The sequence below is a fragment of the Streptomyces sp. NPDC001709 genome (assembly GCF_053596375.1).
Genome location: NZ_JBSFGB010000013.1, coordinates 186,278 through 200,528, shown reverse-complemented (window position 1 = coordinate 200,528; position 14,251 = coordinate 186,278). Strand labels below are relative to the sequence as shown.

Here is a 14,251-nt window from a genome sequence, read left to right as displayed (position 1 = left end):
CGGCGTCCGCGGAAACCGCCGGACGGCTACCGGCCTTGTTCGTCCCGGCGGCGCTGCCAGCGCTCTTCGATCCGGTCCATCATGGAGCGCTTCGGTCGCGCCGGGCGGCGGACGGCGCCCGCGGGCTGCTCGCCCGGCTTCGGGGCCTTGCGCCAGCCGGTGACGGCGAGTACGGCACAGCCCAGCATGACGAGGAAACCCACCACGCTGACCCAGATCAGCTGCGCGACCATTCCGGCCATGAGGAGCGCGATACCCACGAGGAAGCCTGCGACCGCCTGGTAGACCCGCCGCCGGGTGTACGTACGCAGCCCGCTTCCCTCAAGCGCCGACGCGAACTTGGGATCTTCGGCGTACAGCGCTCGCTCCATCTGCTCGAGCATGCGCTGCTCGTGCTCCGAGAGCGGCACGGAGTCCTCCTCATCGTGCAGTCGCCGGGGCGACCCGGGGGGTCCCTTCAGGATAGGCAGGGAATCGCCCCCGTGAAACCCGCCCCTCTACGCCAATTGGCCAACCGGAGTCCGTCATGGCCGTCCCGGCTCGCTGAGGCTTCCATTCCCCGGCGGCCGACCCGTCATGCCGGGTGGTGTACCTCGATCATACGGCGCAAACCCCTCGATCGGGGGTCTTGTGGCGTACTCCATCCGCTGCCAAGGCCCTGATCAGCGGCGGGTCACGGCAATGCGCTCAGGCCTCGCCGGCACCCGGCGTCTCGCCGAGGACATGCAGCTGGGTGGCGACGGAGTGGAAGGCGGGCAGCTCGGCCGCGGCGGCCTCCAGCTTGAGCAGCGCGTCGAGGGCGCCGGGCTCGGTGTCCACGAGGACGCCGGGGACGAGGTCGGCGAAGACCCGCACGCCGTGCACGGCGCCGACCTTCAGGCCCGCGCCCTCGACCAGCGCGGTGAGCTGCTCGGCGGTGAACCGGCGCGGCATCGGGTCGCCCGTGCCCCAGCGGCCGTCGGGGTCCTGCAGCGCCTGCCGGGCCTCGGTGAAGTGACCGGCGAGGGCGCGGGCGAGCACGGCACCGCCGAGACCGGCGGCGAGCAGGCTGAGGAGACCCTCGGAGCGCAGCGCGGCGACGGCGTTGCGGACGCCCTCGGCCGGGTCGTCCACGTACTCCAGGACGCCATGGCACAGCACCGCGTCGTAGCCACCGCGCTCGACCACGTCGAACAGGCCGTGCGCATCGCCCTGGACGCCGCGGACCCGCTCGGCGACACCGGCCTCGGCGACCCGGCGCTCCAGCGCGAACAGGGCGTTGGGGCTGGGGTCGACGACCGTGACGCGGTGGCCGAGCCGGGCGACGGGCACGGCGAAGTGGCCGCTGCCGCCTCCGGTGTCGAGGACGTCCAGCGACTCCCGCCCCGTGGCCTTGACCCGGCGGTCGAGGGCGTCCTGAAGGACCTCCCAGACGACGGCGGTACGGAGAGAGGCGCGGGGTCGCATCGGGTCCGACACGGCAGTTGACTCCTCGGCAGAGCGGAAGGCTGAAGGCTTCAGTCGTCCTCCACCCTATTGCCTCCGCTGCCCTACCCGGTCACCGCGGGCGGGTGCGGTCGACGCGTCTCGCACGGCGGACTCGCCCGCGCTCAGCCCGCGTCCGGCAGGTCACCGCGCGCTCTGGGGCCGTCCTGGTCACGGGTGTCCTGGCGGGGCTGGGGCAGGACCGGCTGGAGGACGAGCATCCGCTCGACGATGCGCAGGAACATCGCCACGTCCCGTATCAGGTCGTCGGCGTCCCGCCGGCTCGCCGCGCCCTGGATGCCGGCCTCGGCGCGGGCGCGGCGGGCGGCGCCGGAGGCGAACAGCGCGCTCCACTCGGTCAGTTCGGGGGCGATCTCGGGCAGTACGTCCCAGGCGCTGCGGATCCGGGCGCGGCGGCGCGGGGAGGTCTCGGGGCGCCCCAGGGCGGCGAGCACGGCGGCGGCGGTGCGCAGGGCGGCGAGGTGGGCCGTCGCATAGCGCTCGTTCGGCGTGTCCAGGACGGTGGCCTCCTCCAGCCCGGCGCGGGCCTGGGCGAGCAGGTCGAGGGCGGCGGGCGGGGCCGTGGCCCGGCGGAGCACGGGGTGCACATCGCTCGCCGGGCCGGTCAGTGAGGGGGCAGGGCCGGTGGCGCGGCGCCGGCGTGCGGCGGCTGCGGACGGGTTGGCCATGACGAACCTCCTGTCGTCTGGGTGACGGCACGGGTGCCGTATGTGCCCATCGTGAGGTATGGCACTGACAATCCGTTCTGACCTGGGGCTTTGCCTCGATCGTAGGTTCGGGCGTATTTTTGCACTGACCAGTCAGTTCAAAAATACGGTTCGAACACCGAAGGGGCAGGGGGGCTTGTGGACGGCGTGGACGGCGTCGGCGTCAGGGCCGAGGGTCTCGGGCTCAAGGGGCCTCGGGGGTGGGCTTTCCGCGGCGTCACCCTCGACGCGGAGCCGGGCTCGCTCATCGCGATCGAGGGACCGTCCGGCTCCGGCCGCACGTGCCTGCTGCTCGCGCTCACGGGACGGATGAAGCCCACCGAGGGCGCGGCCACCGTCGGCGGGTTCGGACTGCCCCGGCACATGGCCCGGCTGCGCCGCGTCAGCGCGGTGGCCAACATGGCGGGGGTGACCGACCTGGAGCCGGCCCTGACCGTGGGCGAGCACCTGCGTGAACGCGCCCTGCTCCAGAGCCGCTTCGGCGACTCCCTGCGCGAACTGCTGCGCCCCCGCACCCAGCGCACGCACGAGGCACGGCTGCGGGTCGACGCGGCCCTGGCCGCCGCCGGACTCGACCTGGAGACGCTGCCCAAGGGCTCCCGGACGGCCGTCCGCGACCTGGAGCGGCCGCAGGAGCTGCGCCTGTCCATCGCCCTGGCCCTGCTCGGCCGGCCCGGACTGCTCGGCGTCGACGACCTCGACACGAAGCTCTCGGACGCCGAACGCGCCGAGTTGTGGGACCTGCTGCGCTCGCTCACGCGCGCGGGGACGACGGTGGCCGTCGTCTGCCGCACCGCCCCCGGTGACTGCGTGGTCGTACCGACCGGCCCCGAGGACACCGCGGCGGGGGCCGGCCGGGGCGACAGCCGGAGCAACGACGAGAAGAGCGACCCCAAGGAGGACGTCGATGCGCTCGCCTAGGCTGGCCGCGCTCGAGCTGAGGCGCTTCGGGCGGGGGAGGCTGCCGCGCGCCGCCCTGGTCGCGCTGCTCGTGCTGCCGCTGCTCTACGGCGCCCTGTACCTGTGGTCGTTCTGGGACCCGTACGGCCGTCTGGACCGCATCCCGGTGGCCCTGGTGAACGACGACAAGGGCGCGACCGCGGCCGGCAAGAAGATCACCGCCGGCGACGACATCGTCGACGGGCTGCGCGACAGCCGGACCTTCGAGTGGCACGAGGTGAGCGACGAGGAGGCCCGCAAGGGCGTCGAGGACGGCACGTACTACCTGTCGCTGACCATGCCGGACGACTTCAGCCGGCGGATCGCCTCCAGTTCCGGCGGCTCCCCGGAGACCGGCGCCCTTCAGGTGCGCACCAACGACGCGAACAACTACATCGTCGGGCAGATCTCGCGGACCGTGTTCAACGAGGTCCGCTCGGCCGCCTCCACCAAGGCCTCGCGCACCTTCCTGGACAAGATCTTCGTGTCGTTCTCCGACATCCACGACAAGACGGTCACGGCCGCCAAGGGTGCCGACAGGCTGAACACCGGCATCGGGAAGGCGGAGAAGGGCTCCAAGGACCTCGCCGACGGGCTGAAGGACGCCAAGAGCGGCAGCGGCAAGCTGGCCGACGGCCTGAAGAAGCTGAACACGGGCGCCGGTGATCTCCAGGACGGCTCCCGGCAGGTCGCCGACGGCACCCAGGCGCTCGCCGACAAGGTCGACGGCGTCTACGGCAAGGCCGGCTCGTTCCTGAAGGACAACGAGAAGACCATCGGGGACACCGCCCGGCTGGTCGCCGACTCGGCCAAAACCGTCAAGGACAATCTCGACGAACTGGTGAAGCTCGCCCCCGGCACCGCGAAGATCGCCCACGCGAACTCCGCCGTCCTGGAGGAGATCTACAAGACGCGCTGCGAGAACGCCACGATCCCCGACGCGATCTGCCCCGACCTCAAGCGGGCCAAGACGGCCGCCGCCGAGGTCGCCACCGTCGCCGACGACCTCAACACGCTGATCGCCGACCAGGACGGCGACCTGAAGACGATGCGGGACAACCTCGGCACCCTCCAGAAGCAGGCCGACGCCCTCGAAGCGCGCGCACCGCACCTGTACGAGGACGTCGACGACGCCGTCAAGAAGATCGACAAGCTGAACACGGGCGCGCAGAAGGTCGCCGCCGGAGCCAAGAAGCTGCACGCCGGGCTCGGCACCGCCAAGACCGGCGCCGACACGCTCGACACGGGCATCGGCACGGCCGCGTCGGGCGCCCAGACCCTGAACGGCGGCCTGTACAAGCTGTCCGACGGCTCCGGGAAGCTCGCCGGCGGACTGCACGACGGCGCCGGGAAGATCCCGGACTACGACAAGAAGGACCGCGACCAGCGCACCGGCGTGATGGCCGACCCGGTCCAGCTGGCCTCCCGTGATCTGCACAAGGCGCCGAACTACGGCACCGGCTTCGCCCCGTACTTCATCCCGCTGTCCCTGTGGGTGGGCGCGATGGTCGCCTACATGCTGATCCCGCCGCTCAACCGGCGTGCCCTGGCGGCCGGTTCGCCGGCCTGGCGGATCGCGCTCGCGGGCTGGCTGCCGGTGGCCGCGGTGGGCGTGCTCCAGGTGGGCGCGCTGATGGCCGTACTGCACTGGGCGATCGGTCTGCAGATGCTGCGCGCGGCCGGCACGATCGGGTTCCTGTGCCTGGTCACGGCGTGCTTCGCGGCGATCGTGCAGTGGCTGAACGCCCGCTTCGGCGCGGCGGGCCGGATCCTCGTGCTCGCGCTGCTGATGCTCCAGCTGACCTCGGCGGGCGGCACCTATCCCGTGCAGACCAGCCCGGGCTTCTTCAACGCCATCCACCCGTTCCTGCCGATGAGCTACATCGTGGGGGCGCTGCGCCGGCTGATCACCGGCGGCGGGCTCGGCCCGGTCTGGCAGGCGTGCGCCGTGCTGGCCGCGTTCACCGCGGGCGCGCTCGCGCTGACCGCCCTCGCGGCCCGGCGCCGCCAGGTGTGGACGCTCGACCGGCTGCACCCGGAGCTGAGTCTGTGATCCCCGCGCGGCCACCGCACGCGCGCGTACCTGTGAGAATCGGGGCCATGGAAAGCAGCAGCGCCAGGTCAGGCGGCAGCACACGCCGGGAGGCCACCCGGCAGAAGCTCTACGAGGCGGCCGTCACGCTCATCGCCGAACAGGGCTTCTCCGCCACCACGGTGGACGAGATCGCCGAGCGGGCCGGAGTCGCGAAGGGCACGGTCTACTACAACTTCGCGAGCAAGTCGGTCCTCTTCGAGGAACTGCTGCGGCACGGCGTGGGCCTGCTCACCGCCTCGCTGAAGGAAGCGGCGGAGCACACCGCGCGCGCGGGCGGCAGCAAGGTGGACGCGCTGGACGCGATGATCCGCGCGGGCCTGGTCTTCATCGACCGCTACCCGGCCTTCACCCAGCTGTACGTGGCCGAGCTGTGGCGCACCAACCGGGCCTGGCAGTCCACGCTGATGGTGGTCCGGCAGGAGGCGGTCGCGGTGGTCGAGGGGGTGCTGCGCGAGGGCGTCGCGGCCGGCGAGTTCAGCGACGAGATCGATGTCCAGCTGACGGCGGCCGCACTGGTCGGCATGGTCCTGGTGGCCGCGCTGGACTGGAAGTCCTTCCAGCCGGAGCGCTCCCTGGACGACGTCCACGCGGCCCTGTCCCGGCTGCTCCAGGGACGTGTGAGCGGAAAGGGCTGAGCGCATGGGGAAGGCGCCGGTCCGCTGCCGGACCGGCGCCTTCCCACTCCCCGTACTCCCCCGTACGGTCCTCCCCCTGTGGTCCCCCGCGGGTGGTCGTCCCCCCGGGTCCCCCGACTCGCTTCCGCCGACGGATCGGCGGAAGGAGCGGCCTGGTGACGGGCGCCGTTCCGCCGCCCCGTGCCGGCGGTGCCGGGCCGCGCCCCCTTGCCGTGCCTCCACTCTCCCGTTCACCCGGGTCGCGGCCCATCCGCGCAGGTACTCATCTCGCGGCCTAGGTACGGATACTCAGCCATACGCACGCGTGCCCACGCCGGCCGGGGTCGTGCCCCGCCCGCCGGGCCGGACTGTCAGTGGCGGTCGATAAAGTCGCAGGCATGGCACGGATTGCGGTGATCGGCGCCGGGATGGGCGCGATGGCGGCCGCTGCCCGGCTGGCCGTCGCGGGCCACCGGGTGGCGGTGTACGAGCGTACGGACACATACGGCGGCGCGGTGCGCCGCTTCGAGCGGGACGGGTTCGGTTTCGACACCGGCCCGGGGTTGCTGACGCTGCCCGCCGTGTACCGCGATCTGTTCCTCAAGACCGGCAAGGAGCCCCTGGAGGACTGCGTCGAGCTGGTCCAGGTCGACCCGTCCGCGCGGCATGTCTTCGCGGACGGCACGGAGGTGTCGCTGCCGAACGCCTCGCGCGCGGGTGTGGTCGCGGCGCTGGACGAGGCGCTGGGCACGGGCGCGGGCGAGCGCTGGGGCGCGTTCCTGGTGCGGGCCCGGGAGGCCTGGGACCGCACCCGCAGACCGCTGCTGGAGGAACCGTTGTGGCCCAACTGGCAGGTGCTGGCCGAGAAGGAGCCGTATCCGGGCGTCCCGCACAAGCGGATGCTGCGCACGCGGCGCGCGAGCACGCTGGCCGAGATCGGCGCCTGGGAGCTGTGCGACGAGCGCCTCACGGCCCTGCTGGAGAGTTCCGCGCTCGCCCACGGCCTCGATCCGCGGACCGCTCCGGCGAGCGCGGCCGTGCTGCCCTACATGGAGCACGCCTTCGGCACCTGGTATGTGCGCGGCGGCATCCGGGAATTGGCACGCGCGCTGTACGAGCGGTGTCTGCAGCGGAAGGTCGAGTTCGTATTCGACGCGGAGGTCCTGCGCATCCTGGACAAGGACGGCCGGGCCGTGGGCGTGGAGTTGACGGACGGCACGGTGGCCGAGGCGGACCATGTCGTGGCGGACGTGGACCCGGCGCGGTTGAAGGCGCTGACCGACCGGCCACTGGACAGGAACGGGGATGTGCGGGCCGATCCGTTCATGACCCGTCCGGGGCGGTTCGTCGTGCTGCTGGCCCTGCGCGGCGGGCGCGAGGCCGGTGCCGCACATCGTACGGTCGTGCACGCGCCGGACCCGGAGTCCGAGCTGGACTTCCTGGCCTCGGCGGACGGAGCGGAGCCGCCACCGCCCACGGTGACCGTGCTGCGCCCGGACGACCCCGCGCTCAGACCGGACGACGGGCACGAGTCCGTGGTGCTGTCCGCGGTGGTGCCGAGCGCCGCCGACTGGGACGAGGAGGGCATGGTCCGGCAGTACACGGAGCATCTCCTCGAAGCCGCCGAGGCCGCGGTACCGGGGCTGCGGGACCGCGTCCTGTGGCACGAGGTGCGCACACCCGACGACACCGACGACGAGACGAGTGCCTTCCTCGGCGCGGTGCCGGCCCCCGCACTGGCCGCCGGCCGCGGCCGTTTCCTGCACCCGGCGAACACCACGCGGCTGCCCGGTCTGTACCGGGTCGGCGGCTGGTCCCACCCCGGTGGCGGTCTGCCGCACGCGGGCATGTCGGGCGCGCTGGTGGCGGGGCTGATCGTGGAGGGCCCGGAGTTCCGCGGCTCCCAGTGAGCCGGCCTCGGGCCCCGGAACCGGAAGCGGTCAGGCCTCAGAAACGGTACTGCTCGTCGTATCCGGAGCCGGGCTGCGGTTGCTGGGCCTGGCCGTGCCCCTGGCTCTGGTACGGGTAGGGCTGCTCCTGCGGGAGTTCGCCGCCGTAGGTCTCGTCGGTGCGCTGCTGCGGCACCCACACCCCGCCCGCCGGGGTCTCGCCGTAGCCGCCGGCGTACGGGTCCTGGGCGTAGCCCTGCTGGCCGTACTGCCCGGCATAGCCGGTGTCGTACGAGCCGCCGCCGTAGGGCTGGCTGCCGATGTACGGGTCGGAGTAGTTGGCGTAGGCCTGCTGGCCGGCGGCGTCGTAGCCGTAGCCCTGCTGGGCGTAGCCCGAGTAGTCGTAGGCGTAGGCCTGCTGTCCGGTGTCCTGGTGCTGGGCCGCGGCCGCGTGGGTGGCGGTGTCGCCGTAGACGCCGTAGGAGCCGGTGTCCTCGGGCATGGGCTGCGGCTCGTAGACGGCGGTGGTCTCGGCGGCGGTCGGGTCGGCGGGGCGGGCCGGGGTGAAGACGTCGTCGCGGTCGTAGTCGTCGTAGGAGCCCTGGCCCTGGTGGTAGACGGACTGGTCGGCGTCCCGGTCGTCGGCGGTGCCGTCGAGCTCCGGGGCCGCGTCGTCCAGCTCGGGGTCGCGCCGGTCCGCCCTGCCGCGGCGGCGCTTGCTGCCGCCGCCGGTCTCGGCCCCGGCATCGGGGCGCTTGACCGCCCATCCGGCGGCGAAGCCACGGCGGAACGAGAGCGTGACATACGTCTGGCCCACCGCGAAGGCGATGGCTCCGACGCCGATCACGATCACGGACGGCATCAGCACGCCGAGGACGACGCCGAGGAAGCCGGCGAACGCGAGCAGCCGCCAGCGCAGCCGCGCCTTGTACTGCAGCAGCACCTCGCCCAGCAACCACAGTGCGACGATGCCGAACGCGATGTAGAGGACCGTCCAGCCCATGTACGCCCCTCTCCCAGTGGCCGCTACGCAGTGTGTCGTATCGCGGTGCGGCCGGTCTAGGCCTGCGGGGGGTGGTGCAGGCCCAGGTTTTCGTAGATTTCCAGGGTCGCCGTGGAGTTGTTGAGCGTGATGAAGTGCAGTCCTGGCACCCCCTCGGCGAGCAGCCGAGCGCAGAACTCCGTGGCGAAGTCGATACCGATGGAGCGTACCGCCGCCGGATCGTCCTTCGCTGTGAGGATCCGCTCTTTCAGGGCGTCCGGGAAGACGGCGTTGCTGAGTCTGGGCAACCGTTCCAGCATCTTCACGCTGGTGACAGGCAGGACCTCGGGGATCACGGGGGTGTCACACCCCGCGGCCACCACGCGGTCGCGCAGCCGGAGATACGACTCCGGCTGGAAGAACATCTGTGTGATGGCGTAGTCGGCGCCCGCGCGGCACTTGTCCACGAAGTGGGACACGTCGGTGTCCCAGTCCAGGGAACGGGGGTGCATCTCCGGGAACGCGGCGACACCCACACAGAAGTCGCCCGACTCCTTGATGAGCCGGACGAGTTCGGCCGCGTAGGTCAGGCCCTTGGGGTGCCGGACCCACTCGCCCATCGGGTCGCCGGGCGGGTCGCCGCGCACGGCGAGCATGTTACGGATACCGGCGTCCGCATACTGGCCGATGATGTTCCGCAGTTCGGCGATGGAGTGGTCGACCGCGGTGAGGTGGGCGACCGGGGTGAGCGTGGTGTCGGCGACGATCTGCTCGGTCTCCTTGACCGTGCCGGCCCGGGTGGACCCGCCGGCGCCATAGGTCACGGAGACGAAGTCGGGCGCGACCGCCTCGACCCGCCGGAGCGCGCTCCACAGGTTCCGCTCGCCCTTGGGGGTCTTCGGCGCCGAGAACTCGAACGAGTACGTCGTCTTGCCAGTGGCGAGCATGTCGCGCACGGTGCGTGCGCGATCAGTCCTGGTGGATGGGGTTCCGAGGGCCATACCCGCAGGTTAGCCAGGGGTGGGCGGTCACCCAACCGGAGGACGGAGATTTGCCTGATTTGCCGGGTTCCTGTCCACCCCTTGGACAAAAACCTGGACGACAGGGCCTAGCCCTGCCGCAGCCGCTTCGCGAGCTCGGCCGCGGCCGCACCCGGATCGTCGGCCTCGGTGATCGCGCGGACCACGACCACCCGGCGGGCACCCGCCTCCAGCACCTCGTCCAGGTTGGAGAGGTCGATACCGCCGATCGCGAACCAGGGGCGGTCGGTGCCCAGGCCGGCGGTGTACCGCACCAGGTCCAGGCCGGGCGCGTGCCGGCCGGGCTTGGTGGGGGTGGGCCAGCAGGGGCCCGTGCAGAAGTAGTCCACGCCGTCCTGCACGGCGGCCGCGGCGGCCTCGGACTCGGCGTGCGTGGACCGGCCGATCAGCACCCCGTCGCCGAGGACGGCACGGGCCGCGGGCACCGGCAGGTCGCCCTGGCCGAGGTGCAGCACATCGGCGCGGGCGGCGTGGGCGACGTCCGCGCGGTCGTTCACCGCGAGGAGCTTGCCGTGCCGGGCGCAGGCGTCCGCGAAGACCTCCAGGTGCGCCAGCTCCTCGGCGGCCTCCATGCCCTTGTCGCGCAGCTGCACGATGTCGACACCGCCGGCCAGGACCGCGTCCAGGAACTCGGGGAGGTCCCCCTGGCGCGTGCGCGCGTCCACGCAGAGGTACAGGCGGGCGTCGGCGAGCGCGGCGCGTGCGGTGTCGGACATACGTGGGTCCCCCTGGTCGGTGTCCCTGGCGGCTGCAGCGGGTGGCGTACGGGCCGCCACGGCCCGTACGCCATCCCTGGTGGTGCGGTTGGGTTCAGACGGCGAGCGCCTGGGCGCGGCGCTTCACCTCCGTGCCGCGATTCTCGCTCAGGGCCTGCGCGGGGGTGCCGGGCAGGGTGTCGTCGGGGGTGAAGAGCCACTCGATCATCTCTTCGACCGTGAAGCCGTCGTCCCGCAGGAGCGTCAGGGTGCCGGACAGGCCCTTGACGACCTTGTCCCCGTCGATGAAGGCGGCGGGGACGTGCAGCGCGCGGTTCTCACCTCGGCGTACGGCGATGAGCTGGCCCTCCTTGACCAGCTGCCGCACGCGCGTCACCTCGACGCCGAGCTGTTCGGCGATGTCGGGGAGGGTGAGCCAGGCGGGGACGAGAGCATCAATCTTTGCGTCAATCTCGGTCACGTCACCAAGAGTAGGCGCTCCGTCGGTTCGGCCGCGATGTGGACGGTGCCGGGTTGTGTCGTCCGTCGGGTGCGGGTTCGTCGTGGCTGCCCGCGCCCACGCGGCGGTAGCCGCATAGTCAGACACAGCCCCGCGCCCCTTGGGGGCGCTGCTCCTGAGCCCCCCGACTAGGCGATCGCGGCATCCTTCAGGGGCTTTCCAGGGTCGGCCACAGCCTCCGGGTCCATGGCGCGGCCCGCCTCGATCAGGCGGCGGCCCTGGGCCAGGTCACGCGGGCGGCCTACCGCCAGCAGGGCCACCAGGCGGTCCTCGCGCAGCCAGCACACCGTCCAGGCCGGGCTCGTCGGGTCGCCGCGCCAGATCATGTGGTCGGCCGTGGCGTGGTGGCCGGCGTACTGGACGAAGCGGCCGAACTGCTCGGACCAGAAGTAGGGGACCGGGTCGTAGGCCGCGGGGGCCGCGCCGAGGATGTTCGCGGCGACCGTGCGCGGGCCCTGCAGGGCGTTGTCCCAGTGGTGGACGAGCAGCCGTTCGCCGTAGCGGGCCGAGGGGAAGGAGGCGCAGTCGCCGACGGCGTACACGTCCGCGACGGAGGTGCGCAGGTGGGCGTCGGCCAGGACGTCCCCGTGCGGCCCCAGCTCGACGCCGGAGCCGGCCAGCCAGGCGGTGGCGGGGCGGGCGCCGATGCCGACGACGACCGCGCCCGCGGGCAGCCGGGTGCCGTCGGCGAGGACCACCGCGCCGGGCTCGACGCGCTCCACGCGCGCGTGCGTGCGCAGCTCGGCACCCGCGTCGGCGTACCAGGCGGCCATGGGGGCCGCGACCTCGGCGGGCAGGGCGCCGGGCAGCGGCCGGTCGGCGGCCTCCACGACGGTCACCGCGCAGCCCGCCTCGCGGGCGGCCGTGGCGAACTCGGCGCCGATCCAGCCGGCCCCGACGACCACGATGTCGTGCTGCCGGGCGAGCACGGGCCGCAGCCGCTCGGCGTCGTCCAGGGTGCGCAGCAGATGCACCCCGGGCACGCCCTCGGTGCCGGGCAGGGTGATCGGCTCGGCGCCGGTGGCGAGGACCAGGACGTCGTACGGCACCGGGCCCGCCTCGGTGTCCAGCTCGTGCTCGGCGGGGCGCAGGCCCAGCACCTCGCAGCCGAGCCGCAGGTCGACGCCGAGGGATTCGAAGTCCACGTCGAAGGCGGAGTCCTCGGCCTTGCCGAGCAGTACGGCCTTCGACAGCGGCGGCCGGTCGTACGGCTGGTGCGGTTCCGCGCCGATCACGGTGACGGGGCCCTTGAAGCCCTGTTCCCGCAGCGCGACCGCGGTCTGCACCCCGGCCATGCCCGCACCGACGACGACCACGCGCCGCGCCGCCGACGTGCCCCCTTGCGCTGTCTGCTCGCTCACCCGATCACCATAGACACGTGACGGCGCGTCAGTCAGCGGGCGGGCCCGGTGACCTGTTCCACAACGCTCGTACCGGCGCCCGCCTGGGACTCCCACTCCCAGGTCTCCTCCAGCCGCACCCGCCCGTCCGGCAGTTCCACGACCGTGGACACACAGTGCCCCGAGGAGGTCGTCCCGTCGGTCTTCAGCTGCACGTAACGGAAGTCCAGCCGGTCGCCCTCCCGGGTGCCGACCAGATGACCGCGTACGACATCGCCGCCCGCGTACTCGGCCCAGATCTCGCCGTCCTTCTCGTGGTAGGCGAACCGGGTGCGGGTACCCACCTGGCCTGGGGCTTGGTCCGCCACCGGGGCGAGGATCAGTCCGTCGAGCGACCGGGCCATGGGCAGGGGCTCCCTTACGGGTGACGAGCGCGGCGGGCTAGGGTGGCCACCGTACAAGCACTCGCGGGAGCCCGGACGCACCGGGCTGAGAGGGAGGCTGGCGGCCTCCGACCGTACGAACCTGATCCGGGTCATGCCGGCGAAGGGAGGGGCTGGACGCCCATGTCGTCACGTACGTCCGACGTCCTCGTCATCGGGGGCGGAATCATCGGCCTGGTCACGGCCTGGCGCGCGGCCGGGCGCGGGCTCACCACGGCCGTGGTGGACCCCGAGCCCGGCGGCGGGGCCGCGCGGGTCGCGGCGGGGATGCTGGCCGCGGTCACCGAACTGCACTACGGCGAGGAGACCCTGCTCGCCCTGAACCTGGAGTCGGCCCGCCGCTACCCGGACTTCGCGGCCGAGCTGACCGAGCTGACCGGGCACGACCTCGGCTACCGCCGCTGCGGCACCCTCCAGGTCGCGCTCGACGCCGACGACCGCGCGTATCTGCGTGAGCTGCACGCCCTTCAGCGGCGCTGCGGCCTGGAGTCCGAGTGGCTGTCCGGGCGGGAGTGCCGGCGCCTGGAGCCGATGCTGGCGCCCGGGGTGCGCGGCGGGCTGCGGGTCGACGGCGACCACCAGATCGACCCGCGGCGGCTCGCCGCGGCCCTGGTGGCCGCGTGCGAGCGGGCCGGCGTGGTGTTCCACCGCGCCTGGGCCGAGCGGCTGGACGTCGCGGGTGACCGGGCCGCCGGGGTCACCACGGCGGACGGCACCGAGCTGCGCGCCGGGCAGGTGGTGCTCGCCGCCGGCAGCCTGAGCGGTCGGCTCGCGGGGGTGCCGGAGGCGCTGCTGCCGCCGGTGCGGCCGGTGAAGGGGCAGGTGCTGCGGCTGACGGTGCCGCGCCGGTACGCGCCGTTCCTGAGCCGTACCGTACGGGCCGTGGTCCGCGGCGGCCATGTCTACCTGGTGCCCCGGGAGAACGGCGAACTGGTCGTCGGCGCCACCAGCGAGGAGCTGGGCTGGGACACCACCGTCACCGCGGGCGGGGTGTACGAACTGCTGCGCGACGCCCATGAGCTGGTGCCGGGCATCACCGAACTGCCGCTCACCGAGACCCGGGCCGGGGTGCGCCCCGGCTCCCCCGACAACGCGCCGCTGCTCGGCCCGTCCGGGCTCGACGGGCTGCTGCTGGCCACCGGGCACTACCGCAACGGCGTGCTGCTCACGCCGGTCACCGGGGATGTGCTGGCCGAGGTGCTGTCGAGTGGCCAACTGCCGGAAGAGGCCCGTCCGTTCACGCCGCAGCGCTTCGGCGCCGTCCTCCTGGAGCAGCCCGCATGAGCATCTCCGTCACTCTTTCGATCTCCGTCAACGGCGAGCGCCGGGAGGTCGCGGCGGGCACCGCGCTCGACGCCGTCGTACGGTCGCTGGTCGCCGCGCCCTCCGGCGTGGCCGCCGCCCTCAACGAGACCGTCGTCCCGCGCGCCCAGTGGGCGAGTACGGCGCTGGCCGAGGGCGACCGGGTCGAAGTCCTCACCGCCGTCCAGGGAGGCTGAGCC

General features: G+C 72.9%; 15 protein-coding genes and 1 riboswitch. Of the genes, 6 read left to right on the top strand and 9 right to left on the bottom strand.

The genetic code is table 11. The features are described from left to right. Positions 1-26 precede the first annotated feature (26 nt). From ACWC0C_RS20925 to ACWC0C_RS20915, 3 genes are all read right to left on the bottom strand, one after another. A complete protein-coding gene (locus ACWC0C_RS20925) occupies positions 27-410 on the bottom strand; it encodes a DUF3040 domain-containing protein (RefSeq protein WP_449196079.1) in 384 nt (127 codons plus the stop codon). Positions 411-687: 277 nt separating this feature from the next. Beyond that, the gene (locus tag ACWC0C_RS20920; protein ID WP_449196080.1) at positions 688-1,458 is read right to left on the bottom strand and encodes a class I SAM-dependent methyltransferase; all 771 of its coding nucleotides are present in this window, start codon (positions 1,456-1,458) and stop codon (positions 688-690) included. A gap of 131 nt (positions 1,459-1,589) precedes the next feature. Further along, entirely contained in the window at positions 1,590-2,153 is a 564-nt protein-coding gene (locus tag ACWC0C_RS20915; protein ID WP_450865204.1) for an SAV_6107 family HEPN domain-containing protein, read from the bottom strand. Between the two features lie 186 nt (positions 2,154-2,339). On the opposite strand from ACWC0C_RS20915, the gene ACWC0C_RS20910 reads away from it, so the two are divergent. From ACWC0C_RS20910 to ACWC0C_RS20895, 4 genes are all read left to right on the top strand, one after another. Beyond that, positions 2,340-3,113, top strand: coding sequence for an ATP-binding cassette domain-containing protein (locus ACWC0C_RS20910; protein WP_450865230.1), 774 nt, complete (start codon positions 2,340-2,342; stop codon positions 3,111-3,113). After that, positions 3,100-5,184: a YhgE/Pip family protein gene (locus tag ACWC0C_RS20905; RefSeq protein WP_450865203.1), complete on the top strand. Its 2,085-nt coding sequence runs from the start codon at positions 3,100-3,102 to the stop codon at positions 5,182-5,184. Before ACWC0C_RS20910 ends, ACWC0C_RS20905 begins: the two co-directional genes overlap by 14 nt. Before the next feature lie 47 nt (positions 5,185-5,231). Continuing rightward, complete coding sequence (locus ACWC0C_RS20900; protein ID WP_449196083.1) at positions 5,232-5,861, top strand: TetR/AcrR family transcriptional regulator; 630 nt, start codon at positions 5,232-5,234, stop codon at positions 5,859-5,861. A 377-nt stretch (positions 5,862-6,238) separates the two neighbouring features. Then, on the top strand, positions 6,239-7,750 hold the full coding sequence (locus ACWC0C_RS20895; RefSeq protein ID WP_450865202.1) for a phytoene desaturase family protein: 1,512 nt from the start codon (positions 6,239-6,241) through the stop codon (positions 7,748-7,750). Between the two features lie 37 nt (positions 7,751-7,787). Here the strand turns inward: ACWC0C_RS20895 and ACWC0C_RS20890 are convergent, their stop codons facing one another. From ACWC0C_RS20890 to ACWC0C_RS20865, 6 genes are all read right to left on the bottom strand, one after another. Further along, positions 7,788-8,732: an SCO2102 family sporulation regulator gene (locus ACWC0C_RS20890; RefSeq protein ID WP_450865201.1), complete on the bottom strand. Its 945-nt coding sequence runs from the start codon at positions 8,730-8,732 to the stop codon at positions 7,788-7,790. Positions 8,733-8,788: 56 nt separating this feature from the next. After that, positions 8,789-9,712: a methylenetetrahydrofolate reductase [NAD(P)H] gene (metF, locus tag ACWC0C_RS20885; RefSeq protein ID WP_449196086.1), complete on the bottom strand. Its 924-nt coding sequence runs from the start codon at positions 9,710-9,712 to the stop codon at positions 8,789-8,791. 107 nt (positions 9,713-9,819) lie between these two features. Continuing rightward, positions 9,820-10,467, bottom strand: coding sequence for a thiamine phosphate synthase (thiE, locus tag ACWC0C_RS20880; protein WP_449198350.1), 648 nt, complete (start codon positions 10,465-10,467; stop codon positions 9,820-9,822). Positions 10,468-10,561: 94 nt separating this feature from the next. Beyond that, positions 10,562-10,927, bottom strand: a complete 366-nt coding sequence (locus tag ACWC0C_RS20875; RefSeq protein ID WP_069781376.1) for an Rv2175c family DNA-binding protein — start codon at positions 10,925-10,927, stop codon at positions 10,562-10,564. 167 nt (positions 10,928-11,094) lie between these two features. Then, positions 11,095-12,327 carry an NAD(P)/FAD-dependent oxidoreductase gene (locus ACWC0C_RS20870; protein WP_450865200.1) on the bottom strand — a complete coding sequence of 411 codons (1,233 nt, stop codon included), beginning with the start codon at positions 12,325-12,327 and terminating at the stop codon, positions 11,095-11,097. A gap of 32 nt (positions 12,328-12,359) precedes the next feature. Beyond that, on the bottom strand, positions 12,360-12,710 hold the full coding sequence (locus tag ACWC0C_RS20865; protein WP_449198348.1) for a hypothetical protein: 351 nt from the start codon (positions 12,708-12,710) through the stop codon (positions 12,360-12,362). A gap of 53 nt (positions 12,711-12,763) precedes the next feature. Then, positions 12,764-12,875, top strand: a riboswitch (TPP riboswitch). Between ACWC0C_RS20865 and thiO the strand changes: the two genes are divergently transcribed. After that, on the top strand, positions 12,873-14,033 hold the full coding sequence (gene thiO / locus ACWC0C_RS20860; protein ID WP_450865199.1) for a glycine oxidase ThiO: 1,161 nt from the start codon (positions 12,873-12,875) through the stop codon (positions 14,031-14,033). (Overlaps the previous riboswitch by 3 nt.) Next, positions 14,030-14,248 (top strand): sulfur carrier protein ThiS, encoded by a 219-nt coding sequence (thiS, locus tag ACWC0C_RS20855; protein WP_449198346.1) that lies wholly within the window; start codon positions 14,030-14,032, stop codon positions 14,246-14,248. Before thiO ends, thiS begins: the two co-directional genes overlap by 4 nt. Positions 14,249-14,251: the final 3 nt, after the last annotated feature.